At 68.5% G+C, this 23,548-nt stretch carries 28 protein-coding genes and 1 pseudogene; 8 read left to right on the forward strand and 21 right to left on the reverse strand.

From position 1 onward, the window contains the following. The first annotated feature begins 86 nt into the window (after positions 1-86). Positions 87-1,706 carry a phosphoglucomutase (alpha-D-glucose-1,6-bisphosphate-dependent) gene (pgm, locus tag ACX1D1_RS10350; RefSeq protein WP_182799856.1) on the forward strand — a complete coding sequence of 540 codons (1,620 nt, stop codon included), beginning with the start codon at positions 87-89 and terminating at the stop codon, positions 1,704-1,706. 15 nt (positions 1,707-1,721) lie between these two features. Here the strand turns inward: pgm and ACX1D1_RS10355 are convergent, their stop codons facing one another. Then, positions 1,722-2,303: a PH domain-containing protein gene (locus ACX1D1_RS10355; protein ID WP_182799855.1), complete on the reverse strand. Its 582-nt coding sequence runs from the start codon at positions 2,301-2,303 to the stop codon at positions 1,722-1,724. A gap of 1 nt (position 2,304) precedes the next feature. Further along, positions 2,305-2,460, reverse strand: a complete 156-nt coding sequence (locus ACX1D1_RS10360; RefSeq protein WP_182784089.1) for a hypothetical protein — start codon at positions 2,458-2,460, stop codon at positions 2,305-2,307. 132 nt (positions 2,461-2,592) lie between these two features. Between ACX1D1_RS10360 and mce the strand changes: the two genes are divergently transcribed. From mce to ACX1D1_RS10390, 6 genes are all read left to right on the forward strand, one after another. Continuing rightward, positions 2,593-3,042, forward strand: coding sequence for a methylmalonyl-CoA epimerase (mce, locus tag ACX1D1_RS10365; RefSeq protein WP_182784091.1), 450 nt, complete (start codon positions 2,593-2,595; stop codon positions 3,040-3,042). A 110-nt stretch (positions 3,043-3,152) separates the two neighbouring features. Then, positions 3,153-4,223, forward strand: coding sequence for a DivIVA domain-containing protein (locus tag ACX1D1_RS10370; RefSeq protein WP_459054515.1), 1,071 nt, complete (start codon positions 3,153-3,155; stop codon positions 4,221-4,223). Further along, positions 4,220-5,446, forward strand: coding sequence for an AI-2E family transporter (locus tag ACX1D1_RS10375; RefSeq protein ID WP_459054516.1), 1,227 nt, complete (start codon positions 4,220-4,222; stop codon positions 5,444-5,446). The genes ACX1D1_RS10370 and ACX1D1_RS10375 overlap by 4 nt, the downstream gene beginning before the upstream one ends. A gap of 20 nt (positions 5,447-5,466) precedes the next feature. Then, positions 5,467-6,162: an endonuclease NucS gene (gene nucS, locus ACX1D1_RS10380; RefSeq protein WP_182799852.1), complete on the forward strand. Its 696-nt coding sequence runs from the start codon at positions 5,467-5,469 to the stop codon at positions 6,160-6,162. Beyond that, positions 6,162-6,437, forward strand: a complete 276-nt coding sequence (locus ACX1D1_RS10385) for an Rv1322 family protein (RefSeq protein WP_182784098.1) — start codon at positions 6,162-6,164, stop codon at positions 6,435-6,437. Before nucS ends, ACX1D1_RS10385 begins: the two co-directional genes overlap by 1 nt. Then, positions 6,434-7,234: an alpha/beta fold hydrolase gene (locus tag ACX1D1_RS10390; RefSeq protein ID WP_370585800.1), complete on the forward strand. Its 801-nt coding sequence runs from the start codon at positions 6,434-6,436 to the stop codon at positions 7,232-7,234. The genes ACX1D1_RS10385 and ACX1D1_RS10390 overlap by 4 nt, the downstream gene beginning before the upstream one ends. On the opposite strand, the gene ACX1D1_RS10395 is transcribed toward ACX1D1_RS10390, so the two are convergent. Further along, positions 7,217-7,906 carry a peptidylprolyl isomerase gene (locus tag ACX1D1_RS10395; protein WP_459054517.1) on the reverse strand — a complete coding sequence of 230 codons (690 nt, stop codon included), beginning with the start codon at positions 7,904-7,906 and terminating at the stop codon, positions 7,217-7,219. The two genes, ACX1D1_RS10390 and ACX1D1_RS10395, sit on opposite strands and share 18 nt — an antisense overlap. Between ACX1D1_RS10395 and ACX1D1_RS10400 the strand changes: the two genes are divergently transcribed. Then, positions 7,905-8,513: a cob(I)yrinic acid a,c-diamide adenosyltransferase gene (locus ACX1D1_RS10400; protein WP_459054518.1), complete on the forward strand. Its 609-nt coding sequence runs from the start codon at positions 7,905-7,907 to the stop codon at positions 8,511-8,513. The two genes, ACX1D1_RS10395 and ACX1D1_RS10400, sit on opposite strands and share 2 nt — an antisense overlap. Here ACX1D1_RS10400 and ACX1D1_RS10405 read toward each other — a convergent pair. From ACX1D1_RS10405 to thrB, 18 genes and pseudogenes are all read right to left on the reverse strand, one after another. After that, complete coding sequence (locus tag ACX1D1_RS10405; protein WP_459054519.1) at positions 8,510-8,971, reverse strand: DUF2550 domain-containing protein; 462 nt, start codon at positions 8,969-8,971, stop codon at positions 8,510-8,512. The two genes, ACX1D1_RS10400 and ACX1D1_RS10405, sit on opposite strands and share 4 nt — an antisense overlap. Before the next feature lie 96 nt (positions 8,972-9,067). Further along, complete coding sequence (locus ACX1D1_RS10410; protein ID WP_182784106.1) at positions 9,068-9,475, reverse strand: F0F1 ATP synthase subunit epsilon; 408 nt, start codon at positions 9,473-9,475, stop codon at positions 9,068-9,070. Positions 9,476-9,477: 2 nt separating this feature from the next. Next, a complete protein-coding gene (gene atpD, locus ACX1D1_RS10415) occupies positions 9,478-10,929 on the reverse strand; it encodes a F0F1 ATP synthase subunit beta (RefSeq protein ID WP_182784108.1) in 1,452 nt (483 codons plus the stop codon). A 19-nt stretch (positions 10,930-10,948) separates the two neighbouring features. Next, positions 10,949-11,848, reverse strand: a complete 900-nt coding sequence (locus ACX1D1_RS10420) for a F0F1 ATP synthase subunit gamma (RefSeq protein WP_459054520.1) — start codon at positions 11,846-11,848, stop codon at positions 10,949-10,951. A gap of 3 nt (positions 11,849-11,851) precedes the next feature. Further along, entirely contained in the window at positions 11,852-13,489 is a 1,638-nt protein-coding gene (gene atpA / locus ACX1D1_RS10425) for a F0F1 ATP synthase subunit alpha (RefSeq protein WP_182784111.1), read from the reverse strand. A 17-nt stretch (positions 13,490-13,506) separates the two neighbouring features. Beyond that, positions 13,507-14,304: a F0F1 ATP synthase subunit delta gene (locus ACX1D1_RS10430; RefSeq protein WP_459054521.1), complete on the reverse strand. Its 798-nt coding sequence runs from the start codon at positions 14,302-14,304 to the stop codon at positions 13,507-13,509. Further along, entirely contained in the window at positions 14,301-14,846 is a 546-nt protein-coding gene (locus ACX1D1_RS10435; RefSeq protein WP_182784115.1) for a F0F1 ATP synthase subunit B, read from the reverse strand. The genes ACX1D1_RS10430 and ACX1D1_RS10435 overlap by 4 nt, the downstream gene beginning before the upstream one ends. Before the next feature lie 8 nt (positions 14,847-14,854). After that, entirely contained in the window at positions 14,855-15,073 is a 219-nt protein-coding gene (locus ACX1D1_RS10440; protein WP_182784116.1) for an ATP synthase F0 subunit c, read from the reverse strand. A 58-nt stretch (positions 15,074-15,131) separates the two neighbouring features. Continuing rightward, positions 15,132-15,917, reverse strand: coding sequence for a F0F1 ATP synthase subunit A (atpB, locus tag ACX1D1_RS10445; protein ID WP_459056579.1), 786 nt, complete (start codon positions 15,915-15,917; stop codon positions 15,132-15,134). 17 nt (positions 15,918-15,934) lie between these two features. Continuing rightward, the gene (locus ACX1D1_RS10450; protein ID WP_182784396.1) at positions 15,935-16,156 is read right to left on the reverse strand and encodes a hypothetical protein; all 222 of its coding nucleotides are present in this window, start codon (positions 16,154-16,156) and stop codon (positions 15,935-15,937) included. Between the two features lie 50 nt (positions 16,157-16,206). Continuing rightward, positions 16,207-16,659 carry a hypothetical protein gene (locus ACX1D1_RS10455; RefSeq protein ID WP_459054522.1) on the reverse strand — a complete coding sequence of 151 codons (453 nt, stop codon included), beginning with the start codon at positions 16,657-16,659 and terminating at the stop codon, positions 16,207-16,209. Beyond that, entirely contained in the window at positions 16,652-17,752 is a 1,101-nt protein-coding gene (locus ACX1D1_RS10460; RefSeq protein ID WP_459054523.1) for an MraY family glycosyltransferase, read from the reverse strand. Before ACX1D1_RS10460 ends, ACX1D1_RS10455 begins: the two co-directional genes overlap by 8 nt. A gap of 21 nt (positions 17,753-17,773) precedes the next feature. After that, positions 17,774-18,370 (reverse strand): annotated as a pseudogene (locus tag ACX1D1_RS10465) (L-threonylcarbamoyladenylate synthase); the annotation flags it as partial. Positions 18,371-18,399: 29 nt separating this feature from the next. Then, positions 18,400-19,257 carry a peptide chain release factor N(5)-glutamine methyltransferase gene (gene prmC, locus ACX1D1_RS10470; RefSeq protein ID WP_459054524.1) on the reverse strand — a complete coding sequence of 286 codons (858 nt, stop codon included), beginning with the start codon at positions 19,255-19,257 and terminating at the stop codon, positions 18,400-18,402. Beyond that, positions 19,254-20,321, reverse strand: a complete 1,068-nt coding sequence (prfA, locus tag ACX1D1_RS10475; RefSeq protein ID WP_182784128.1) for a peptide chain release factor 1 — start codon at positions 20,319-20,321, stop codon at positions 19,254-19,256. Before prfA ends, prmC begins: the two co-directional genes overlap by 4 nt. Before the next feature lie 73 nt (positions 20,322-20,394). Next, positions 20,395-20,598, reverse strand: a complete 204-nt coding sequence (gene rpmE, locus ACX1D1_RS10480) for a 50S ribosomal protein L31 (RefSeq protein WP_182784131.1) — start codon at positions 20,596-20,598, stop codon at positions 20,395-20,397. A gap of 115 nt (positions 20,599-20,713) precedes the next feature. Further along, on the reverse strand, positions 20,714-22,462 hold the full coding sequence (gene rho, locus ACX1D1_RS10485) for a transcription termination factor Rho (RefSeq protein ID WP_459054525.1): 1,749 nt from the start codon (positions 22,460-22,462) through the stop codon (positions 20,714-20,716). A gap of 192 nt (positions 22,463-22,654) precedes the next feature. Then, positions 22,655-23,545: a homoserine kinase gene (gene thrB, locus ACX1D1_RS10490; RefSeq protein WP_459054526.1), complete on the reverse strand. Its 891-nt coding sequence runs from the start codon at positions 23,543-23,545 to the stop codon at positions 22,655-22,657. Positions 23,546-23,548: the final 3 nt, after the last annotated feature.

Below are 23,548 nucleotides of genomic sequence, written 5' to 3' on the forward strand. Positions count from 1 at the left end.
GGGCGAGCGGTGCCACGGCCAGCCCACCAGGACCCACCCCAGGGCAACCGCATGCAACCCGGCCTTCGGGGTGGAAGGATGGGCCCATGGCACATGAGCGAGCCGGCCAGCCGGCCCAGGAACAGGACCTCATCAACGTCGACGAGCTACTCGCCGCGTATTACGACCGCACCCCGGACCCCACCAACCCAGACCAGATGGTGGTCTTCGGCACCTCCGGGCACCGCGGATCGTCGCTGGACACCGCCTTCCAGGACCTCCACATCGCGGCCACCACGCAGGCCATCGTCGAATACCGCGCCGAACAGGGCACCACCGGCCCCCTGTTCATCGGGAAGGACACCCACGCCCTCTCACTGCCCGCGTGGAAGACGGCCATCGAGGTGCTTGGCGCCAACGGCGTCGAGATCTGCGCCGAGCGCGAGGACGAGTACACGCCCACGCCCGCGGTGTCGCGGGCGATCATCCGCTACAACCGCCTCAACTCGGCCAAGGCCGACGGCATCGTCGTCACCCCCTCGCACAACCCGCCTCGCGACGGCGGCTTCAAGTACAACCCGCCCACCGGGGGCCCCGCGGACTCGGACGCCACCTCGGTGATCGCCGCCCGCGCCAACGAGCTGATGGGCGATCCCTCCGGCATCCGCCGGGGAAGCTACGGGTCCACGGAGGTCAACCGGTACGACTACCGGACCCCCTACTGCCAGGAGTTGTCCACCGCCATCGACTTCGACGCCATCAAGGCCTCCGGGCTGGTGCACGGGGCAGACCCCATGGGCGGGGCGTCGGTGCAGTACTGGGAGCACCTCGCCGAGATGGGCCTGCCCATCACGGTGGTCAACCCGCGGGTGGATCCCCGGTGGAGCTTCATGACGCTGGACACCGACGGCAAGATCCGGATGGACTGCTCCTCCCCCAACGCGATGGCCTCGCTGGTGGCGCAGCGCGACTCGTTCAGCGTCGCCACGGGCAACGACGCGGACTCCGACCGCCACGGCATCGTCACCCCGGACCACGGACTGATGAACCCCAACGCCTTCCTGGCGGTGGCGATCAACTACCTGTTCGCACATCGCCCGGGGTGGGCGGCCGACGCCGGCATCGGCAAGACCCTGGTGTCGTCGTCGATCATCGACAAGGTGGCAGCCAAGCTCGGCCGCCGCCTCGTGGAAGTGCCGGTGGGCTTCAAGTGGTTCGTGCCCGGCCTGATGGACGGCTCGATCGGCTTCGGTGGCGAAGAGTCGGCCGGGGCGTCGTTCCTGGCCATGGACGGCTCCACGTGGACCACGGACAAGGACGGTCTGCTGCTGGCGTTGCTGGCCTCCGAAATCATCGCGGTCACCGGCAAGACCCCCTCGCAGCACTACGCCGAGCTGGAGGCCGAGTTCGGCCGCTCGTACTACGCCCGCGTGGACGCCGACGCCAGCCGCGAGCAGAAGGCGCGGCTGGGCCACCTCGGCGCTTCGGACGTCACGGTCACCGAGCTGGCCGGTGAGCAGATCACCGCGGTGCTCTCCCACGCACCGGGCAACGGCGCGGCCATCGGCGGCATCAAGGTGACCACGGACAGCGCCTGGTTCGCCGCGCGCCCGTCCGGCACGGAGGACAAGTACAAGATCTACGCCGAATCCCTCAAGAGCGCAGACCACCTGATCGAGGTCCAGCAGGCCGCCAAGGCGCTGGTGGACCAGGCTCTGGCAGGCTGAGACGGGCGGACCCGGTCAGACGCCGTCGGCCTCGTTGGGGCTGTCGAGGCTGACCGGGTCCATGTTCAGCACGGCGGTGTCCATCCGCATGGTCTGCCGCAGCCCCGAGCGCTGGATGACCCGCTGGATGGTGAGGTCGCGGCTGTCCGGGTCCCCCACATAGCGGATCTCGCGCAAGCCCTGGCCCTGGGCGGCGGACTCGAACACGAAGTGGCCGTAGCCGAGCAGCTGCCCCACCAGGGAGCGGTACATCGAGATGTCGAGGATGCGGGTCATCGGCATCGTGGCCAGGGACCTGTCGAACACGCCGTGCACTCGGAACACCCGCATGTTGGTGATGACGAATCGGTCCATGTGCGCCACATGCACCTTCCACAGCCCGGTGCTGAGGGTGCCCAACGCGAGTATCACTGGCACCCAGTAGAGGCTGCCGGCGCCGATCGCCGAGATGAACAACGGGATGCTGAGGCTGGCGAGCGCGTACCACCAGATCGTCGCGGCCCAGTGCTTGCGCACCTCGTCGATGATCACCTCTCCCTCGTCCACCAGAAGGTGGCCCTGGACGTCCGGCTCAACCAGGCTGCGGAAGAAGTTCACCTCATGCGGCCAGCGAGGTGAAGAAGACTCCGATCGCCTCGAATGCACCGAAGAACGACTTGACCGCCTCTGCGGCGGCCTCAGGGCGGGTGAACAGGTAGAACAGCACGAAGGCGGCCACCAATACCAACAGGGCCTTCTTCAGCCAACCAAGCACGGCGTCCTCCTCGCGTCGTCAGCTGCCAGTGTGCCGCACGCACCGAAGGGCCCCGTCGCGACGCGCCGAAGCAGCCGAGTCTTCCCCGACCCCCACCGCCCGCGGCGGCCGCCGGTGTGAAAAACTGGCGGCATGGACAACACTGACCTCTTCATCTGCATCGATCACGTCGGCCTGGCCGTCCCGGACCTCGACGAGGCCGTCAAGTTCCACACCGAGACCTTCGGGTGGCGCGAGCTGCACCGCGAGGTCAACGAGGAGCAGGGCGTGGCCGAGGCCATGATGGGCACCGGCGAGCAGGGCGAGGAGAACGGCAAGATCCAGCTGTTGGCCCCCCTCAACGAGAACTCGACCATCGCCAAGTACCTGGCCAAGAACGGCCCCGGCATGCAGCAGCTGGCCTACCGCGTGGCGGACCTGGACCACGTCTCCGAGGTTCTCAAGGAGCGCGGCATGCGCCTCCTGTTCCCGGAGGCCAAGCGCGGGACCGGCGGGTCGCGGATCAACTTCGTGCACCCCAAGGACGCCCGCGGGGTGCTGCTCGAGCTCGTCGAGCTGCCCAAGGAACCGGCCGCGCACTGAGTTCGCGCGGATTGAATGACGAGGGCCGGGTGAGCGCACCCGGCCCTCGCCCGTCTTCCGGAGCGACTAGGCTCGGACGTGACGATCCCCCGTCGAGGAGAGGAGTGCCGGTGTCCACACCGAGAAGCGACTTCGAGAGCGAAGAGACCGGTCTCAACCTGTTCGACGACCGGGCCACCGCGGCGGGGAGCTTCCCCCACTCGATGCTCGGCTACGACAAGCATGCGGTGGACACCTACGTGCGCGAAGTGGAGACCTCGGTCAGCCAGCTGAAGATGCAGGTGCGCGAACGCACCCGCGAAATCGCGTTCATCAAGGCTGAGCAGGGCACCACGGACTTCACCCGCCTCGGCGCGCACGCCACCGGGCTCCTGCGCTCGGCGGAGGCGCAGGCCGGAGACATCGTCAACTCCGCGCAGCAGGAGGCCGAACGGATCAAGACCGAGGCCCGCCGGACGGCCGCGGCGCTGCGCGAGTCAGCGCAGCAGGAGGCCGACGACGTGCGCCTCACCGGCCTGGCCGGACTCCGTGAACTGCGCCAGCAGCAGGCCGACGCCGGCAAGTCCACCTTGGAGATGGCGCGCCGCGACGCGGACATGATGATCGCCGACGCCCGGCTGAAGGCCAAGGCCATCCTCGACGCGGCCTCACTGCAGGCCGCCACACAGCTGGAAGCTGCCACCATCGAGGGCGCGCGCCGCGCCCAGGACGCCTCACGCGCCGCCACCGAAATCAAGCTGGCCGCCGAGAAGGCCGCCGAGGAGACCCTGGCGGCTGCGTCGCGCACCGCTCGCGAGGCCGAAGAGTCGGTCACGGACCGGCTCGCGCAGGCGGACGCGGAGACGGCAGCCGCGGACAACCGGGTGACCGAAGCACGCGAGGAGGCCCAGCGGATCCGCGCCGAGGCGGTCGCGTCGGCGGAGTCCATCCGCCTGGGTGCAACGCGGCAGAGCGAGGAGACGTTGGCCACCATGCGCGCCCGCGCTCTCGACGCCGAAACCGCCCTGGAGGAGAAGCTGGCCTGGCGCAAGGAGCAACTGGAGCGCGACATCGCCACCCTGGAAAGCCGCCGCGCCACCGCACTGGCCCAGCTCAGCAACCTGAGGGCGCTGGCGGAGGAGTCCGCCCGCTTCGACGATGAGCTCACCGCCGTGATCCAGAAGGACAGCCCACCCCAGTGACCGAACCACCCGCAGGCGGGGAGGAGCAGCCGATCGAGGTCGCCGCCCCGGCTCCCGCACCCGCGGCCAGACGGCGCAGCCTCCTGGGGCGAGGAGTGCGCCTCGTCGCGCGCGGCACCCGTACGCTGCTCACCCCAACCCCGGAGCCCGTGGTGGTCCCGGTCCCGCCGGCGCCCGTGGACCCGCTGGCCCGCTCCCCGTGGCCCTCGCCGTTCGTGTTCGGGTTCATGGGAGCCCTCGGCGTCCTCGTGGCGGTGGCACTGGCCCAAGCGGTCATCACCGTGCAGAGCGTCCTGATCCTCGTGGTGATGGCGCTCTTCCTGGCGCTCGGGCTGAGCCCCGCCGTCGAGTTCCTCACCAGGCGGCGGATCCCCAGACCCTTCGCGGTGACCATCGTGACCATCGCGCTGCTGGCCGTCATAGCGCTGGGCGTGACCGCCCTGGTTCCGGTGCTCACCCAGCAGACCGCCGCCCTGACGAGGAACCTGCCCACGCTGCTGCAGAACCTGGCCCGACACCCTCAGATCGCGCAGTGGGAGGAGCAGTACGACATCACCCAGACGATCACGGACTTCTTCTCCTCGGGTGCGCTCATCAACAACCTCTTCGGCGGGCTGTGGGGGGCGGGGCGGCTGGTGGCCAACCTCGTCTTCTCGGTCATCGTCACGCTGGTGCTGACCATCTACTTCCTCGCCTCCCTCCCCACCATCAAGGAGACGCTCTACACCTTCTCCCCGGGGAGCCGTCGCGCCCGCACCCGGTATCTCGCCGACGAGATCTTCAGGGGCGTCTCCGGCTACATCACGGGGATGTTCGTCATCGTCTCAGTGGCCTCCGTCTGCGCCTTTGTGTTCATGAACTTCGCCGGCCTCGGCAGCTACTCGCTGGCCCTCGCGTTCGTGGTGGCACTGTTCTGCTTCATCCCCCTGGTGGGCTCGTCGCTGGCGATGGCATCCGTGGCCATCGTGGCGTTCGCTGTGGACCCCACCATCGGCATCGCCACCATCATCTACTTCCTCATCTACCAGCAGTTCGACGCCTACGTCCTCTACCCCAACGTGCTGAAGCGCACCGTCCGGATTCCGGGCGCGCTGGTGGTCCTGTCCGCCATCATCGGCGGCATGCTGTTCGGGGTGATTGGGGCGGTGATCGCCATCCCGACCACGGCCGCGATGCTGCTGCTCTACCGCGAGATCGTGCAGCCGGCACTGGACGCTGCCTGAGTTCACGCTATGTTGGCCCCGTGCGTTTGGTGGTAGCGAAGTGTCAGGTGGACTACGTCGGAAGGTTGACGGCCCACCTCCCCATGGCGACCCGGCTGATCCTCGTCAAGGCGGACGGCTCGGTGTCGGTCCATGCAGATGACCGCGCCTACAAGCCCCTCAACTGGATGAGCCCACCCTGCACGCTCGTCGTCGATGAGCCGGACGTGGAGTCCGCGGCCTCGCTCGGCGTCACGCAGGTGTGGCAGGTCCGCGCCAAGGACGGAGACACCCTGCGCATCGCGCTCGCCGAGGTGTTCCACGACTCGGCCCACGAGCTCGGGATCGACCCAGGCCTGCAGAAGGACGGCGTCGAGGCACACCTGCAGGCGTTGCTGGCCGAGCATCCCGCCACCCTGGGGGACGGGCTGCAGCTCATCCAGCGGGAGTACCTCACCCCCATAGGCCCGGTGGACCTGCTGCTGCGCGACGAGCGGGGAGGCTACGTGGCGGTGGAGGTGAAGCGGCGCGGCGAGATCGACGGCGTCGAGCAGCTCACCCGCTACCTCGAGCTGATGAACCGGGACCCCCACCTCGCGCCGGTGCGCGGGATCTTCGCCGGGCAGCAGATCAAGCCGCAGGCGCGCACCCTGGCGGCGGACCGCAACATCGAGTGGCGCCTCATCGACTACGACGTGCTCCGCGGCCTGGACAACGCCGACGAGCGGCTGTTCTGATGGCCCGGCGCCCGTCGAAGCACCTCCGCGCGCCGCGGCCCCTGCTGTCGGGTGGCGCGCAGCGCCGCGAGCGACGACGTGGCACGGACTACATCGTCCGCGACGTGCCCGCGCACCGCGCGGGCAAGGAGTACCGCTGCCCCGGCTGTGAGCAGCGGATCCAGCCCAGCACGGCGCACGTGGTGGCCTGGCCGGACACCCCGCCACTGGGCGCAGATTCAGGGCTGGAGGTCCGTCGCCATTGGCACACGCACTGCTGGGGGCTGAACAGGTGACCCTGCACGAGATGGTCGTCGGCTCGGGGCCTGTGGAGGCCGTGTTCCTGCACGGCCTGTTCGGTCAGGGCAAGAACTTCGGCACCGTCGCCGCCCGGTTGGGCGACATCGCCACCTGCCACCTCGTCGATCTACCCAACCACGGGCGCTCCGCGTGGACCGAGGAGTTCACCCTGGACGGACAGGCCGAGGTGGTCGCGGACTGGCTGGCGCACCGGTTCGACGGCCCGGTGGCGCTGATCGGGCACTCCCTCGGCGGGAAGGTGGCGATGCGGCTGGCGCTGACCCGCGGCGAGCTGGTGGACCGCCTCATGGTGCTGGACATCTCGCCGGCCCGCAATGTCGCGGCGGCCACCTTCGTCAACCTGGTGGCAGCCCTGCGCACGCTGGACATGGACTCCCTGACCAGCCGCGCCCAGGCCGACGAGGAGCTGGCCGAACTCATCCCGGACGTCGTGGTGCGTCGATTCCTCCTGCAGAACCTGCGGCACAAGGGCGCGCACTGGTCGTGGCAGGCCAACCTGGACCTGCTGGGCGATTCCCTGCACACCGTGGGAGGGTGGCCGGCCATCGACGCCACGTTCGACGGCCCGGTGCTGTGGGTCAACGGAGGCCGCTCCCCCTACGTGCTGCCCGAGCACCTGGAACCGATGCGCCGCCTGTTCCCCCGCGTCCTGCAGCTCACGCTCAAGCGCGCCGGGCACTGGGTGCACTCGGACGACCCGGACGGCTTCGTGACGGTGGTGCGGCACTTCCTCACCGACTACGGTGACGCGGCCTCAGCCCAGCGTGACTGACTCGATCCTCGCCTCGGCGTTGGGCGAAGTCTGATCCGTGCCGTCGACGCCCTGCGCCGCGATCCCCGCCACCACGTCGAGGCCTTCCTGGTCCATGGTGCCGAAGACGGTGTACTCGGGCGGCAGCGGCGTGTCCGCCCACACCAGGAAGAACTGGGAGCCGCCGGTGTCCGGCGGCTGACGCTTGGCCATCGCGACGGTGCCCGCCGGATAGGTGGGCGCCGGGTCCAGCTCGTCCGGGATCGTGTAGCCCGGGCCGCCGGTGCCCGTGGCGGTGGGATCCCCGCACTGGAGGATGAAGATGCCGTAGTCGACGAGCCGATGACACTGGGTCTCGTCGAAGTAGCCCTGCTCTGCCAGCGACACGAACGAGTTGACGGTGCAGGGGGCCTTCGCGCGGTCCAGAGTCAGGTCCACGTCGCCGGCGGTGAGGTGCAGCGTGAGGCCGACGGTGCCCTGATCCGGGACGTTCTCACCTACCGGCGGATCGACGGGGCGCGCCGGCTCACCGTCCGAGGGGTACTCGCAGGTCACTCCGGTGGCTGCCTGCACTGATCCTGGGTTGGACTCGTTGGCGTTCTGGCAGGCGCTGAGAGACAGCAGCGCCGCAACGGTCAGCAGCGGGAGGGGTGGGATGCGCACGGATGACAGCTTGGCATAGATTGGGGGCATGGTCACCCTCTCGAAGATCTACACCCGCACCGGCGATGCCGGCACCACCCGACTCTCCGACAACTCCGAGGTGTCCAAGACGGACCTTCGCGTGGAGGCGTACGGACACGTCGACGAGGCCAACTCCGCCATCGGTGTCGCGGTGGCCACCGGCGGCCTGTCGGCGCGGCTCCAGGAGATGCTGGCGTTGATCAGCAACGAGCTGTTCGACGTGGGAGCGGACCTGTCGACGCCGCTCAACCCTGCCCCGGCCTGGCCTCCGCTGCGGATCGAGCAGTCCTCGGTGGACAGGCTGGAGGCGTTCTGCGACGAACTGCAGGAGGGCCTGCCCGTGCTGCGCAGCTTCATCCTCCCGGGCGGGAACCCGGCCGGCGCCCAACTGCACGTGGCCCGTACGGTGGCCAGGAGGGCCGAGCGCGCCGCCTGGCGGTGCGTGGAGCGCTACGGGATGGCCGCCGACGGCGGAGTGAACCTGCTGGCCATCACGTACCTCAACCGGCTCTCGGACCTGCTGTTCATCATGTCCCGCGCGGCCAACGGCACGGCCGGTGAGATCCTGTGGGTGCCCGGAACGGACCGCGTCAAGCCGGCAGACACAGCCAGCTAAAAGGGCGAATCCGCGCTCGCGGGGAAGTAGTGGCTCCCTGGCGGTGCGGACTCCAGCCAGCTCATCAGCGCGAGCACCTCGTCGCTGGCCATGGCCAGGGTGTGCACATGGGAGGAACTGCGGTCCTTCACCGTCACGATCACGGAGTTGTCGAACAGCGCGATCAGCTCGATACCCTCCGGTGTGCGCTGGTGCAGGTAGGCCGTGCCCGCGCGCTGGAGGACGAGCTTGGGGTGCAGGCTGAACGAGAAGGACCTGAACCACTCCAGGCTCTCGCCCCGGAAACGGGCCATCCCCAGCACCCAACCCACGCCGGGAGCATCGTCGCGGACCCGATGCGCACAGTCAAAGAGGCCGCCCTGGCCCGTGAGCCAGCGGCGGCGGAGGTAGAGCAGCACGAAGGGCAGCAGTACGACGGCCACGACGATCACAGTCGTCATGACGAACTGCCACACCATCGGTGCCTCCCTCTCCTCCCAGGTTCTGACCCCGGTATGCGCTCAGGGCAGCTCCCCTGGCGCGGAGAGCCGCCCTGAGCGGTTCGACTACGTGGGCTACGTGGTTGCCCTTTCACCGGCACGGATCTGCGCCTGCAGGATGCGCAGGTGATGCAGCTCGTCTTCGTCGGCTTCGCCCTGCATCGCCTTGGCCTCCAGGGTGGACGCCTCTCGGCGCGCCTCCTCCAGGCCCACCTCATGTCCGAGCCTCGCCATCTGGCTGAGCACCGAGACCCGGCCATTGGCGACGGAGATGAATCCGCCGTCGACGGCGAGCGACTCGCTCCTGCCGTCTGCCGTGACGATCTCCACCACGCATGGCACCAACACCGCCAGGAACGGCTCGTGGCCAGGCAGGATACCGACGTCACCCTCGACGGTGCGCGCGATGATGTTCACCGCCTCGCCGGACCAGACCAGGCGGTCGGCCGCGACGACCTCGACGTGGAGCGGGGGTCGGGACACGATCAGTCTTCCTTCTGCATCTTCGACCAGTTGGCCATGACGTCGTCCATGCCGCCGACGTTGAAGAACGCCTGCTCCGAGATGTGATCCACGTCGCCGCGGGTGATCATCTGGAACGCCTCGATGGTGTCGGCCAGCGGCACCGTGGAGCCTGGGATGTTGGTGAACTTCTCCGCCATGTAGGTGTTCTGCGAGAGGAACTGCTGGAGACGACGGGCGCGGTTCACCATGATCTTGTCCTCTTCGGACAGCTCGTCGATGCCGAGGATGGCGATGATGTCCTGGAGTTCCTTGTTGCGCTGCAGGATCTGCTTCACGCGCACCGCGGTGTCGTAGTGCTCCTGCCCGATGTACTGCGGGGAGAGGATGCGGCTCGACGAGGTCAGCGGGTCCACGGCCGGGTAGAGGCCGCGCGAGGCGATCTCACGCGACAGCTCCGTCGTGGCGTCAAGGTGCGCGAACGTGGTGGCGGGCGCCGGGTCGGTGTAGTCGTCCGCCGGCACGTAGATGGCCTGCATCGACGTGATGGAGTGCCCCTTCGTGGAGGTGATCCGCTCCTGGAGCTGACCCATCTCGTCTGCCAGGGTGGGCTGGTAGCCCACGGCGGACGGCATGCGGCCGAGCAGCGTGGAGACCTCGGAACCCGCCTGGGTGAACCGGAAGATGTTGTCGATGAACAACAGCACGTCCTGGTTCTGGACGTCACGGAAGTACTCGGCCATGGTCAGCGCCGAGAGGGCGACCCGGAGGCGGGTGCCCGGCGGCTCATCCATCTGGCCGAAGACGAGCGCGGTGTCCTTGAGGACGCCGGCCTCCTCCATCTCGTTGATGAGGTCGTTGCCCTCACGGGTGCGTTCGCCCACGCCCGCGAACACCGAGGTGCCGCCGAAGTTGTGGGCGATGCGGTAGATCATCTCCTGAATGAGGACCGTCTTGCCCACGCCGGCGCCGCCGAAGAGGCCGATCTTGCCGCCCTTCACATACGGGGTGAGGAGGTCCAGCACCTTGATGCCGGTCTCCAGCATCTCGGTGCGGGGCTCCAGCGCGTCGAACTTCGGGGCGGAGCGGTGGATGGGCCACCGCTCGGTGATCTCGATGGTCGACGGGTCCACGTTGAGCACGTCACCGGTCACGTTCCACACGTGCCCCTTGGTGACGTCCCCGACGGGGACCGTGATGGGAGCGCCCGTGTCACGCACCTCGGCGCCGCGCCGCATGCCGTCGGTGGGCTTCAGCGCGATGGCGCGCACCAGGTTGTCACCGATGTGCAGGGCGGTCTCCATGGTCATGGTGCGCTTCTCGCCCATGACCTCCGTCTCGACCAGCAGCGCGTTGCCGATCGGGGGGATCTGGTCGGCCGCGAACTCGACGTCCACGACGGGGCCGATGACGCGGGCAACTCGACCGACGCCACCTGTGGTGGCCGGCTGCGTCTCGCTAACAGTGGCAGTCATTAGTTCCTCATTCGTTCGGCTACTCGGACAGCGCCGAGGCGCCACCGACGATTTCAGTGATTTCTTGGGTGATCTCGGCCTGGCGGGCCTGGTTCGCCTCACGGGTCAACTGCTCGATGAGCGACTGGGCGTTGTCGGTCGCGGACTTCATCGCCCGCTGACGGCTTGCCAGCTCCGAGGCAGCGGACTGGAGAAGGGCGCTGTGGATGCGCTCGGCCACGAACAGCGGCAGCAAAGAGTCCAGCACGGTGGCGATGTCCGGCTCGAAGTGGAAGAACGGATTGAGCTCCTCCGGATCCGGGTCCGGATCCGTCGGGGCATCCTCGACGACGAGCGGCAGCAGCCTGCGGGCCACGGCGGTCTGGGTGAGCATGGACACGAACCGGGTGTTGACGACGTGGAGCTGGTCCACCCCGCCCTCCTCCGTGGGCTGCATGAACTTCTTCAGCAGCACCCCGGCGATCTCCCGAGCCTCGGCGTAGCTGGGGCGGTCGGAGAATCCGGTCCAACTCTGTTCGATGGAGCGGTGACGGAAGTCGTAGTACGCCACGCCCTTCTGGCCCGCGATGTACATCGCCACGTCCTGGCCCTCGCCCTTGAGCTTCGCGTACAGCTGCTCGGCCGCCTTGATGACGTTGGCCGAGTAGGCGCCGGCGAGGCCGCGATCAGAGGTGATCAGCAGGATGGCCGACCGCTGCGGCTGCTCGACGTCCACCAGGAGCGGATGCTCCAGGTCGTGGGCGCTGGCCAGGGCGGAGACGGCCCTGGTCAGCTCCCGCGCGTAGGGCAGGGCGGACCGGGCCGCGTTCTGCGCCTTGATGATGCGCGACGCGGCGATGAGCTCCATGGCACGGGTGATCTTCTTCGTCGTGCTCACCGACTTCCGGCGCTCGCGAAGCTCCCGCAGACTGCTAGCCATCGATCAGCTCCGCTTCTGACGGACGATCGTCTCCTGGCCGATCTCCTCGTCCTCGAGCGGCTTGTGCTCCTCGCGTCCGACGAGCAGCTTGCCCTCGGACGTGCGGAACACGCGCTTGAAATCGGCCAAGGCGGTGATCGTCGCAGCCTTCAGCTCGTCGCCGAACAGGAAGGTGTCCGCGATCGACTGCAGGACGGTGGTGTTGTGGCGGAGGTAGTCCAGGAACTCACCCTCGAAGCGCAGCACGTCGTCGACGGGCACGTCATCGAAGTGCCCCTCGATGCCGGACCACACCGACACGATCTGATCCTCGACCGGGTAGGGGGCGTACTGACCCTGCCGAAGGAGCTCGGTGAGGCGCTCGCCCCGGGCCAGCTGGCGGCGGCTCGCCGCGTCCAGATCGGAGGCGAACATGGCGAACGCCTGCATGTCGCGGTACTGCGCCAGATTGATCTTCAGCGAGCCCGATACCGCCTTCATCGCCTTGACCTGCGCGGCGCCACCCACGCGGGAGACGGACACGCCGACGTCGACCGCCGGGCGCTGGTTGGCGTTGAACAGGTCCGACTGCAGGAAGATCTGGCCGTCGGTGATGGAGATCACGTTGGTGGGGATGTAGGCCGACACGTCGTTGGCCTTGGTCTCGATGATCGGAAGGCCGGTCATCGAACCCCCGCCGAGCTCGTCGGAGAGCTTGGCGCAGCGCTCCAGCAGGCGGGAGTGGAGGTAGAAGACGTCTCCGGGGTAGGCCTCACGGCCCGGGGGCCGGCGAAGCAGCAGCGACATGGCGCGGTAGGCCTCGGCCTGCTTCGTGAGGTCGTCGAACACGATGAGGACGTGGTTGCCCTGGTACATCCAGTGCTGGCCGATGGCCGAGCCGGAGTAGGGGGCGATGTACTTGAAGCCGGCCGGGTCTGAGGCCGGCGAGTGCACGATGGTGGTGTACTCCAGGGCGCCCGCTGCCTCGAGGGTGCTGCGCACCTCGGCGATGGTCGAGCCCTTCTGGCCGATCGCCACGTAGATGCAGCGCACCTGCTTCTTCTTGTCGCCAGAGGCCCAGTTGGCCTTCTGATTGATGATCGTGTCCAGCGCGATGGCCGTCTTGCCGGTCTTGCGGTCGCCGATGATCAGCTGACGCTGGCCGCGGCCGATCGGGATCATGGCGTCGATGGCCTTCAGGCCCGTCTGCAGTGGCTCCCGGACCTCCTGCCGGTCCATCACACCGGCAGCCTGAAGCTCGAGCGCACGACGGCCGTCGATGCCGTCGATTTCGCCGAGTCCGTCGATGGGGTTGCCCATGGCGTCCACGACGCGTCCGAGGTAGCCGTCGCCAACGGGCACCGAGAGCACGTCGCCGGTGCCGTGCACGACGGAGCCCTCATCGATGCCCTCGGAGTCTCCGAGGACGACGACGCCGATCTCGCGTTCGTCGAGGTTCAGGGCGATGCCCAGGGTTCCGTTCTCGAACCGCAACAGCTCATTGGCCATCGCCGAGGGCAGGCCCTCGACCCGGGCGATGCCGTCGCCGGAGGTCACGACGGTGCCGACCTCGGTCCGGGACGCGGCCTGGGGCTGGTATGCCTGGACGAAGTCGTCCAGCGCGCTGCGGATCTCGTCCGGACTGATGGTGAGTTCAGCCATTGCGTTTCTACTTTCGTCTACAGAGTGGTGAGTTGCCGGTGGGCCTGGTCTAGCCGCGCAGCAACTGTTGATTCGATGACGTCATCGTCGATGGCCACGTTCATGCCACCGAGGACCGAGGGGTCCACCTCGATCTGGAGCGACACCGTGGTGCCCAGCTGGGCCTCCAACGCCGCCTTGAGGCGGGCGATGCGACCCTCGTCCAGCGGACGGGCCACTGTGACCCGGGCGATCTTCTCTCCGGACAGGTCCGCAGCCATCTCAAGGATGGCGGAGAAGATCTGCGCGATGTTGCGACGGCGGGCCTTGACCGCGCGAGCCGCCAGCGTGCGGGTGACGGGATGGACGCGACCCTCGATCAGCCCATCGACGAGAGCCTGCTTGGCCTCGACGGGATAGGTCTGGTTGCGCAGGGTGGCCGCCAACTCCGGGCTACCGACGATGGTGGAGGACAGAGCGTGCAGCTCGTCGGAGACCTGGTCGATCTGTCCGGCCCGATGGGCCGATGCCAGCGCCACGCGGATGCCCTGGCGCTCCAATCCGGACACCAGGTCCACGCCGCTGCCCCAGGACGCCCGGAGGGCCTCCGACAGGACGGACATCGTCGCGGCCGAGACGCGGCCGCCGAGAAGTCGCCTCGCCAGGCCCGCGCGGTCGTCGAAGGACGACGACGGGTCCGACAGCGAACGACGCAGCACCGGCTGGCCGTCGATCAGATCGACGACGGCGAACAGCTCGGAGGCCGTGGACGCATCGGTGAGGATGCCGTCGACGGACGCATCGAGTCCAGCGGGTGCGGCGCCGCGGGCCATCATCGGGCCTGACCCGCGGACTCGAGTTCGGCCAGGAACCGGTCAACGGTGCGCATGGCCAACTCGTCGTCGCTCAGCGACTCGCCCACGATCTTGCCGGCCAGGACGGTGGCCATGCCGCCGACCTCGCCTCGCAGGTCCTTGACCAGCTGTGCGCGCTCCGCTTGAAGCTGGACGCGTCCGGACTCCAGAATCCGCTGGGATTCCTTGGCCGCCTTGTCCCGGGCTTCGGCCACGATGGTGGCCGACTGGTTCTTGGCATCCTCACGGATCCGCGCGGCCTCCTCGCGGGCAGCCGTCAGCTGGTCGTTGTATTCGGCGAGTGCAGCCTCAGCCTTGGCTTCCGCCGCCGCCGCACGCTGCATGCCGCCCTCGATCTTGTTCGAGCGCTCCTCGTACATCTTCTCGAAGGCCGGTACAACGGCCTTACGCATCAGAGCGTAGATCAGCAGCATCAGGACGATGCCGACGACGATCTCCGAGAGATAGTGGGGCAACAGCGGCCCCAGATCGATCTCGAGAAGCGCCCCGGTGAAGGGGAACATGACGCTGCTCAGAGGACGAAGGCGAGAGCGATGGCGATGATGGCGAGCGCCTCAACCACGGCGAAGCCGATGAAGGCCGTGCCCATCATGGCGCCACGGGCCTCGGGCTGACGGGCGGTGCCGTTGATGACCGACGCGAAGATCCAGGCGACACCCAGGGCCGGGGCGATCGTGGCGATCGCGTAGCCGATCATGTTCAGCGAGCCGGTGATTTCGAGGAGGGACATTACTTTCCTTTCGGATGGCTTCTGAGAACGGGCTTGTTTCTCAGGAGTCGGATTGACTTTAGTGCGCCTCGGCGATCGAGGTGGACACGTACTGGGCGGTGAGAACCGTGAAGATGTAGGCCTGCAGCGCGCCGATGAACAGCTCGAGGCAGAGGATGAGCAGGCTGAACGCCAACGACACTCCGCCGGCGACGTTGAAGAACAGGTTGTCCTGCACCGTGAGGAGGTACCCGCCGCCCACCACGAACACGAGCACCACGAGGTGACCGGCGAACAGGTTGGCGAAGAGACGCAGGGCCAGCGTGATGGGGCGCGTGATGAAGGTGGCCAGGAACTCCAGCGGGATCACCAGTACGAGCAGGTAGCCCGGCACGCCGTCCGGGATCAGCGACTTCTTGAGGAACCCGCCGAACCCCCACTTCCTGAACCCGGCGCCCACGTAGATCAGCCACGACAGGATCGCCAGGCCGTAGGCGTAGCCGACGTTGGAGAACGTGGGGTACATGAAGAGGAAGAACTCGCCGAACCAGTTGTTGACCAGGATGAACGAGAACAGGCCCAACAGATAGGGAAGAAACTTCTTGAAGTCGTGGTGGAGGATGTCACGCGCGATGCCGTTGCGGACGAACTCGTAGACGTATTCGGCGAAGAACTGCGTCTTCGTGGGCTTGACCTTGAGGTTGCGGGAGGCCAGCCACCAGAGGATCATCACGATGGCCGCGCCGATGAGGGCCTGGAAGAACGGCCTGTTCATCCAGTCGGGCAGCACGCCCGGCCAGACCGAGTACCAGAGGAAATCGTCTGTGCCAGGAGGGTGGTATCCGCCTCCGTCGCCGGTCTCCATCGGAAGTAGCCCCAGTGTCACGTACCGCTCCCGTATCGCTTGATGATGAGGTAGATGCTGGTCACCAGGCCAAGAATGAGGCCCAGCGGCAGTAACCACGAGGTGTGCAACAGGTAGTCCCCGACCCACCCGAGTCCACCGTAGAAGATGATCCCGCTGAGCAGGTAGCTGAGCACGAGCATGCCGTCATCGGTGCGCGAAGGTCCTTCTGGCGCGTTCTCTGACGGTGAGTTGCCCATGTCGTGTGTGAGCCTAGCGGAAACGGGTCCGTGAATCATATTTCTCCCGGTCATTGATCGGACGGGGGCCGGTACTCGGTGTCGTAGACCGGAACCCTCTGCCGGGAGGCCACCAGAACCACCCCGGTCACCCACGCCAACACTGTGCCCACGACGCTCAGCAGCAGCCAGCCGTCGCGCACCTGCGGCGCCACCGCAGGATGCCCGAGGATGAACCACAGCCCGGCGGCGATCCCCACCACCCGCACCGCGTAGCTGACCAGCACCAGCGCCATGCCCTGCATGTCGCCGAACTCCGAGGCCACCACCTCCAGCGCCTGCCCGACGGAGTAGAAGATGACGACGGCGGCGAAGCCGAGCACGGTGGTGAGGACGGCGCCGGGACCTCCGACGAGAACGGCCAGCAGGAGGATGAGCACGCCGGCCGCGTGAGCACCGACCAGTCCCCCGATCATCATCTGCCGGGAGCGCCTGGTCGCGTCGGTGATCCGCGATTCAGCCACCCTCCACCTCCCGACTGGCAGGGCGCAGGGTGAGCACCAGCACCACCAGCAGCGCGAGAATGACCACCCAGACGGTGTGGGGCCACTGCGACAGGGCCACCACCACCAGACCCACCGACACCACAGCCGTCCACCCGTACATCAGCAGCACCGCTCCCCAATGCGAGTGTCCGTGCTCGAGCAGGCGATGGTGCAGGTGCTGCTTGTCGGCATGGAAGACGTGCTGCCCCTTCCAGGTGCGCCGCGCCCAGGCGAGGATCAGGTCGAGGATGGGGAGGGCGAGGGCCGCGAGCGGCAGCAGGATGGGCAGCAGCGCCGGGAGGAGGCTGCCGTCCTGCTCAGTGGCCCCCGGATCCAGTTGACCGGTGAACGAGATCGCGCTCATGGCCATCAGCAGACCGAGCAGCATGGCGCCGGAATCGCCCATGAACATTTTCGCGGGGTGGAAGTTGTGCAGGAGGAAGCCGATCGCGATCCCGCAGGTGGCCACCGTGATCAGGCTCGCCGTGGTGGCGCGAACGAGTTCCTGCTCGTAGGCCAGGACGTAGGTGTAGCTGAAGAAGGCACCGGAGCCGATGGCCACGACCCCGGCGGCCAGCCCGTCGAGCCCGTCGACAAAGTTGACCGCGTTGACGCACAGCGCGATGAAGAACACGGTGATCAGGATGCTGGTCGCGTCGTCGAGGGCCACGATCCGGTTGGGTAGCGGGATCCAGTAGATCCGCACCCCCTGCAGCACCGCGACCCCTGCAGCGAGCACCTGGCCACCCAGCTTGACCAGCGCCGGCATGTCGTACTTGTCGTCCAGCACCCCGATGACGGTGATGACCAGCCCGGCCCAGAGAACGGCCCACGCGTCGTGCTCGACGGTGGTGTAGCGGCCGAGGAACGGCATCTGGAGCGCGAGCAGGAACGCCACCGCGAGCCCGCCGAACATGGCCAACCCGCCGAAGTAGGGGATGGGCTGGGTGTGCACGTCGCGGCTGCGGACCGTGGCCAGCGCGCCGGTGCGCACCGCGAGGCTGCGGGCCAGCCCCGACAGCAGATAGGTGGTGCCGGCCGCTACCAGCAGCACAAGGAGGTACTCGCGCACAGGGGCCTAGCCCTGCGACTCGATGTCCGGGGCAACCTCGCGGAGCGCCTCGAGTGACAGCGCACCCGCCCTGAGCACCCGCCCCTCAGGAATCGAGGCGAAGTCCACGATGGTGGAGGCCACTCCCCCACTCACAGGTCCGCCGTCGAGGTACACCGCGACACTCTCGCCGAGCTGCTCCCTGGCCTCGTCACAGGTCAACGCCGCGGGCCGGCCCGAGAGGTTGGCCGAGCTGACGGCCAGGGGCCCGGTCCGGCGCAGCAGGGCGCGGGCGGCGTCGTGGTCCGGCACGCGCACCGCGACGGTGCCCTTGGTCTCCCCCAGCGACATGCCGGAACGGGTCTGGGCCTTGAGGATGAGCGTCAACGCGCCGGGCCAGAAGGCCTTGGCCAATGCCGTCGCACCGGCGGGGACCACGTCGGCGATGGCACGCAGCATCGACGGCTCGGCGATCAGCACCGGCGGCGGCATGTCGCGGCCGCGGCCCTTGGCATCCAGCAGCCCTTGGACCGCGGCGGCCTCGAACGCGTTGGCTCCGATGCCGTAGACGGTGTCGGTGGGTAGGACGATGCACCGTCCCTCGCGGACGGCCGCCACCGCCTCCGCGAGGCCCGTCTCGGGACCGGTGCTGAGGTCGAACACTGTGCTCACGGGGTCATCCTGCCATGTGCGGGAAGCCGCACGGCGGTGACGAACCGCGGGCGACCTGTCAGGTCCTGGTGGCTGAGCACCTCGCCGAACCCGGCCGCGGCCACCAGATCGACGACGGCGTCGGCGTGGCTGTCGTCGTGCTCGGTGGCCAGCAGCCCTCCGGGGCGGAGCAGCCGCTCGGCGACGGAGACCACGACGCGGAGGGCGTCCAGCCCGTCGGGGCCCGAGAAGAGGGCCATAACGGGGTCGTGGTCCACCACATCGGCGGGCAGGAGCCCCCGGTGGTTCTCCGGGATGTAGGGCGGGTTGGCGATGACGAGATCCACCGCGCCGTCCAGGTGCGGAAAGGCTTCGACCATGTCGCCGTGCACCACTTCGACGTCCAGCCCGGCAAGGTTCCGGCTCAGGTAGGCCATGGCCTCGGCGGACAGCTCGACGGCATGCAGGCGCACCCCTGGCAGCTCACGCGCGAGCGCGGACGCGATGGCGCCCGACCCCGCGCACAGTTCGACGACGCGACGCTCCTCGACGGGGCGGCCGTCCAGCTGCCGCAGCGCCCAGCCCACCATCTCCTCGGTCTCCGGCCTGGGGATGAACACCCCGGGACCCACCGCCAGCGTCTCGTAGCGGAAGTACGCCACGCCGGTGAGGTGCTGGAGCGGGACCCCGGCGGCGCGGCGCGTGACGAGCTCGTCGATGGCCGACCGCTGCTCGTCGGTGACGGCGTCGACGCGGACCAGCTGGGACGGCTCCACGCCCAGCACGTGGGCCACCAACAGCCGCGCCTCGGGCCCCGGGCTGGGCGAGCCGGCCTTGGAAAGCCGCTGGGCGACCCGGTGGGCGACCTCGGTCACCCACCCACTCCTGCGAGCCGCTCGGCGAGGTCCTGCTCCGCCAGCGCGTCGAGCAGCGGCGTCAGCGCCCCCTCCAGCACCTGGTCCAGGTTGTGGGCCTTGTAGCCGATCCGGTGATCCGTGATCCGGTTCTCCGGGTAGTTGTAGGTGCGGATGCGCTCCGACCTGTCGACGGTGCGCACCTGTGACTTCCTGACCGCCGACGCCGCTGTCGCGGCCTCCGCCTCGGCCAGGGCGATGAGCCGCGCGCGGAGGATCCGCATGGCGGACTCGCGGTTCTGCAACTGGGATCGTTCGTTCTGGCAGGACACCACGGTGCCGGTGGGCAGGTGGGTGATCCGCACCGCCGAGTCGGTGGTGTTGACGCCCTGGCCGCCCGGGCCCGAGGAGCGGTAGACGTCGATGCGTAGATCGTCGTCGTTGATCTCCACCTCGTCGGCCTCCACGTCCGGCGACACGAGCACGCCGGCAGCCGAGGTGTGGATGCGGCCCTGGGATTCGGTGACGGGAACGCGCTGGACGCGATGCACGCCGCCCTCGAACTTGAGCCGGCCGTAGGGCCCGAACTCGGTGCCGGTGCCCGCCTTGACCGCCACCGTGACCGACTTGTAGCCCCCGAGATCGGTCTCCTGGGAGTCCAGCACCTCGATCTTCCAGCCCACCTGTTCGGCGTACTTGGAGTACATCTTGAGCAGGTCGCCGGCGAACAGCGCGGACTCGTCTCCGCCCTCGCCGGACTTGATCTCCATCAGAGCGTCGGTGTCGTCGTTGGGGTCCCGCGGAGCGAGAAGCTTGGTGAGGCGCTGCGTGGCCACCTCCAGCTGGGCGTCCAGGTCCGCCACCTCGTCAGCGAAGGAGGCGTCGTCGGCGGCGAGCTCGGCCGCGGCGCCGCGGTCCTCCGAGAGCCTCCGGAACGCCTCGATTCCCTCGACGATGGGGCGCAGCGCCGCGTAGCGCCTGCCCACCTTGCGGGAGCGCGCCATGTCCGAGTGGAGTTCCGGCTCCCCGAGCTGCCGCTCCAGGTCTCGGAACTCGTCCACCAGGGGCTGGGCGTTGTCGAACATGACGGCTCCTTCCGGGGCGGCAAACGAAACGGGCGCCGGGCGGGTATTACCCTCCCGACGCCCGAGCGTGGAACTACTTCTTGGCGTAGCGCTTCTCGAAGCGGGCCACGCGGCCACCGGTGTCGAGGATCTTCTGCTTGCCGGTGTAGAACGGGTGGCACTCGGCGCACACGTCAGCGCTCAACGGCTTCTTGCTGGTGCTGCGCGTGGTGAACGCGTTACCGCAGGTGCAGTGAACCTGGGTCTCGACGTAGTCAGGGTGGATTCCCTGCTTCATGATGGACTCCTTGTTATCCGGTGGCCGGGTCGCTGGCCCGATGGGCCTGGAGGATGCGTGAACCGGCGCGACCCCCAATTGTGCCTCGCCGGTCCAGCATTTCCAAGTCGGCCGATCAGCCGTCGGCAGCGGGAGTGGTCTTGAGGACGCTCAGCAGGAACTCGTGGTTGCTGGCCGTCTTGATCATCCGGGACTTGAGGGTCTCCAGCGCCTGCTGATCGTCGAGGCCCGAGAGCGCCCGCCGCAGCTTCCAGATGATGTTGAGCTCGTCGCGGCCGAGGAGCAGGTCCTCGCGCCGTGTGCCGGAGGCGTCAACGTCGATGGCCGGGAAGATGCGCTTGTCCGCCAGTTCGCGGCGCAGCCGCAGCTCCATGTTGCCGGTGCCCTTGAACTCCTCGAAGATGACCTCGTCCATCCTGGAGCCAGTCTCGATGAGAGCGGTGGCGAGGATGGTGAGCGAGCCGCCGTTCTCGATGTTGCGGGCCGCGCCGAAGAACTTCTTCGGCGGGTACAGCGCCGCGGAGTCCACGCCACCGGACAGGATCCGACCAGAGGCCGGGGCCGCCAGGTTGTACGCGCGGCCAAGGCGGGTGATGCCGTCGAGGAGCACGACGACGTCGTGGCCCAGCTCGACGAGTCGCTTCGCCCGCTCGATGGCCAGCTCGGCGACCATGGTGTGGTCTTCCGCGGGCCTGTCGAACGTGGAGGCGATGACCTCGCCGGAGACTGTCCGCTGGAAGTCCGTGACCTCCTCGGGACGTTCGTCGACGAGAACCACCATGAGGTGGACCTCCGGGTTGTTGGCCGCGATCGCGTTGGCGATCGCCTGCATCACCATCGTCTTGCCGGCCTTGGGCGGCGAGACGATCAGCCCACGCTGGCCCTTGCCGATGGGGGCGATCAGGTCGATGATCCGCCCGGCGATGTTGGTCTGGACCGTCTCCAGGCGCAGCCGTTCCTGCGGGTAGAGGGGTGTCAGCTTGGCGAACTCGGGGCGGGCCTTGGCCTTCTCCGGGTCGTCGCCGTTGATGGTGTCCAGGCGCACGAGGGGATTGAACTTCTCCTTGCGTTCACCCTCGCGCGTGGTCTTGATGGCGCCGGTGATCACGTCACCGCGGCGCAGCCCGTAGCGTCGCAGGGTGGAGGTCGAGAGGTAGGCGTCGCTGGGTCCCGGCAGGTAGCCGGTGGTGCGGACGAAGGCGTAGTTGTCCAGGATGTCGACGATGCCGGAGATGTTGGCCAGGACGTCGCCCTCCCCCACCGTCGGCTCGGCCTCCATGCGCTCCATGCCCTGGGATCCGCGTGCGGGGCGGCGGTTGGTGGGGCGCTCGCGGTTGCGGCGACGGCGGCTGCTGCGGCGCGATCCGCCCTGATCCTCGTCGTAGCCACCTGGCTCGATGGTGACCGAGGTCGACGCAGGGGCCGGGGCCTGCTGCTGGGGCGCGGTGGCCGGCTTTCCGCCCCCCATGGCGGCCTCCAACAGCTCGCCCACCTCGTTGAGGGTCTCCTGCTGGGGCCCTCGTTCGCGGTTACGACGACGGCGGTTCCGTCCGCCCTCCTGCTGCTCGCCCTGCTGACTGGACGCCTCGACGGGCGCCTGGGTCTGGGCTTGGGGCTCGCGCTGCTGGGGCGCGGCCTCCGGCTGCTCGGCCGGCTTCTCGTTGCGGGGGCGACGTTGACTGGGCGCGGCTGGCGCGTCCGAGGGGGCGCCCTGGGCGGCGGGAGCACCCTGTCCGCCGGCGGTCTGGATGGCGTTGACAAGGTCCCCCTTCCGCATGGCGGAGACGCCCTTGATCCCCAGGCCTGCGGCGACGGATTTGAGCTCGACCAGCTTCAAAGCGGCAAGGTCATTGGATTCGCTCAACGAATGGTTCCTTCCATGGAGCCGTGGGGGCACCTGAGGAGGCGCGCCGACAGCGTCAAAGTGGTGGAGTACTGGGCGCCAACGAGCCGGTGTGAAAAGAAGTCCACGGCGGCGCCTTCGGGTAAACCGTTCCTCAGCCTAGCAACTGCGAGGGCCACAACCAAAGAAACCCGGGATCTGCGGCGTGCGGCCTCACCCGGTGGTGAGCTCGACGCCGCCCGCCGGCACCAGTCGACGAACCTCGAACCCGTCCGCCGCGACCCCCGTGATGCCCGCCAACTGTTCGGGCAGACCCACGGCGATGACGGTGGGCCCCGCCCCGGAGATGGCCGCCGGCACTCCGGCGGCGCGCAACCGGAGCATCAGCTCGTGGGCGGGGCGCATCAGATCGGCCCGGTACTGCTGATGCAACAGGTCCGCGGTGGCGTCCAGCAGCAGGTCCGGCCGGAGGGTGAGCGCCAGCGGCAGCGCCGCCGCCGCGATGGCCTGGGCGACGGCGTCCGCCCGGGCCACGGTCTCGGGCAGGACCCGGCGCGCGTCGTCGGTGCGGCACTCGAAGTCTGGCACGAAGGCCACCGCCTCGAACCCCTCCGGCAGCGGAAGCTGCACCAGCGACACCCGACCCTCCCGCGCCCAGGCCAGGATCGCCCCGCCCCACACGGCGGCCCCGGCGTTGTCCGGGTGCCCCTCCGCGAAGGTGGCCAGCCTGGTGATCGCCGCGCGGTCCACCGGCTCGCCCGGACGGGCGATCCCCCACGCCAGGGTGAGCCCGGCCACGATCGCAGCGGCGGAGGAACCGAGCCCGCGCGAATGGGGGATGGTGTTGCGGCAGGTCAGGCGCATCCCCGCGGGGCGCTCGACACCGAACTCCGCCAACCCGTCGAGCAGGGAGCTGATCACCAGGTGGCCGTCGTCCAGGGGCACGCCGTCGGCGCCCTCACCGGTGACGACCACCTCCAGGACCGGGCTCTCCACCAGGTCGAGCGTGAGCTCGTCGAACCAGTCGAAGGCCATGCCGACGCAGTCGAACCCCGAGCCGAGGTTCGCGGTGGTGGCCGGGACCCGGACGGTGAGCCGTGTCATGGA

The organism is Tessaracoccus luoxuelianae, assembly GCF_054483915.1.

Coding starts and splice junctions, on each gene's coding strand:
- ACX1D1_RS10405 (WP_459054519.1), bottom strand. CDS start 8,971: ATGGTGTGGCAGTTCGTCATGACGACTGTGATCGTCGTGGCCGTCGTA.
- thrB (WP_459054526.1), bottom strand. CDS start 23,545: ATGACACGGCTCACCGTCCGGGTCCCGGCCACCACCGCGAACCTCGGC.
- ACX1D1_RS10420 (WP_459054520.1), bottom strand. CDS start 11,848: ATGGCTAGCAGTCTGCGGGAGCTTCGCGAGCGCCGGAAGTCGGTGAGC.
- atpD (WP_182784108.1), bottom strand. CDS start 10,929: ATGACTGCCACTGTTAGCGAGACGCAGCCGGCCACCACAGGTGGCGTC.
- ACX1D1_RS10430 (WP_459054521.1), bottom strand. CDS start 14,304: ATGATGGCCCGCGGCGCCGCACCCGCTGGACTCGATGCGTCCGTCGAC.
- atpB (WP_459056579.1), bottom strand. CDS start 15,917: ATGGAGACCGGCGACGGAGGCGGATACCACCCTCCTGGCACAGACGAT.
- rpmE (WP_182784131.1), bottom strand. CDS start 20,598: ATGAAGCAGGGAATCCACCCTGACTACGTCGAGACCCAGGTTCACTGC.
- ACX1D1_RS10395 (WP_459054517.1), bottom strand. CDS start 7,906: ATGCCCCCAATCTATGCCAAGCTGTCATCCGTGCGCATCCCACCCCTC.
- ACX1D1_RS10385 (WP_182784098.1), top strand. CDS start 6,162: ATGGCCCGGCGCCCGTCGAAGCACCTCCGCGCGCCGCGGCCCCTGCTG.
- prfA (WP_182784128.1), bottom strand. CDS start 20,321: ATGTTCGACAACGCCCAGCCCCTGGTGGACGAGTTCCGAGACCTGGAG.
- ACX1D1_RS10450 (WP_182784396.1), bottom strand. CDS start 16,156: ATGGGCAACTCACCGTCAGAGAACGCGCCAGAAGGACCTTCGCGCACC.
- ACX1D1_RS10435 (WP_182784115.1), bottom strand. CDS start 14,846: ATGTTCCCCTTCACCGGGGCGCTTCTCGAGATCGATCTGGGGCCGCTG.
- ACX1D1_RS10400 (WP_459054518.1), top strand. CDS start 7,905: ATGGTCACCCTCTCGAAGATCTACACCCGCACCGGCGATGCCGGCACC.
- mce (WP_182784091.1), top strand. CDS start 2,593: ATGGACAACACTGACCTCTTCATCTGCATCGATCACGTCGGCCTGGCC.
- atpA (WP_182784111.1), bottom strand. CDS start 13,489: ATGGCTGAACTCACCATCAGTCCGGACGAGATCCGCAGCGCGCTGGAC.
- ACX1D1_RS10440 (WP_182784116.1), bottom strand. CDS start 15,073: ATGTCCCTCCTCGAAATCACCGGCTCGCTGAACATGATCGGCTACGCG.
- pgm (WP_182799856.1), top strand. CDS start 87: ATGGCACATGAGCGAGCCGGCCAGCCGGCCCAGGAACAGGACCTCATC.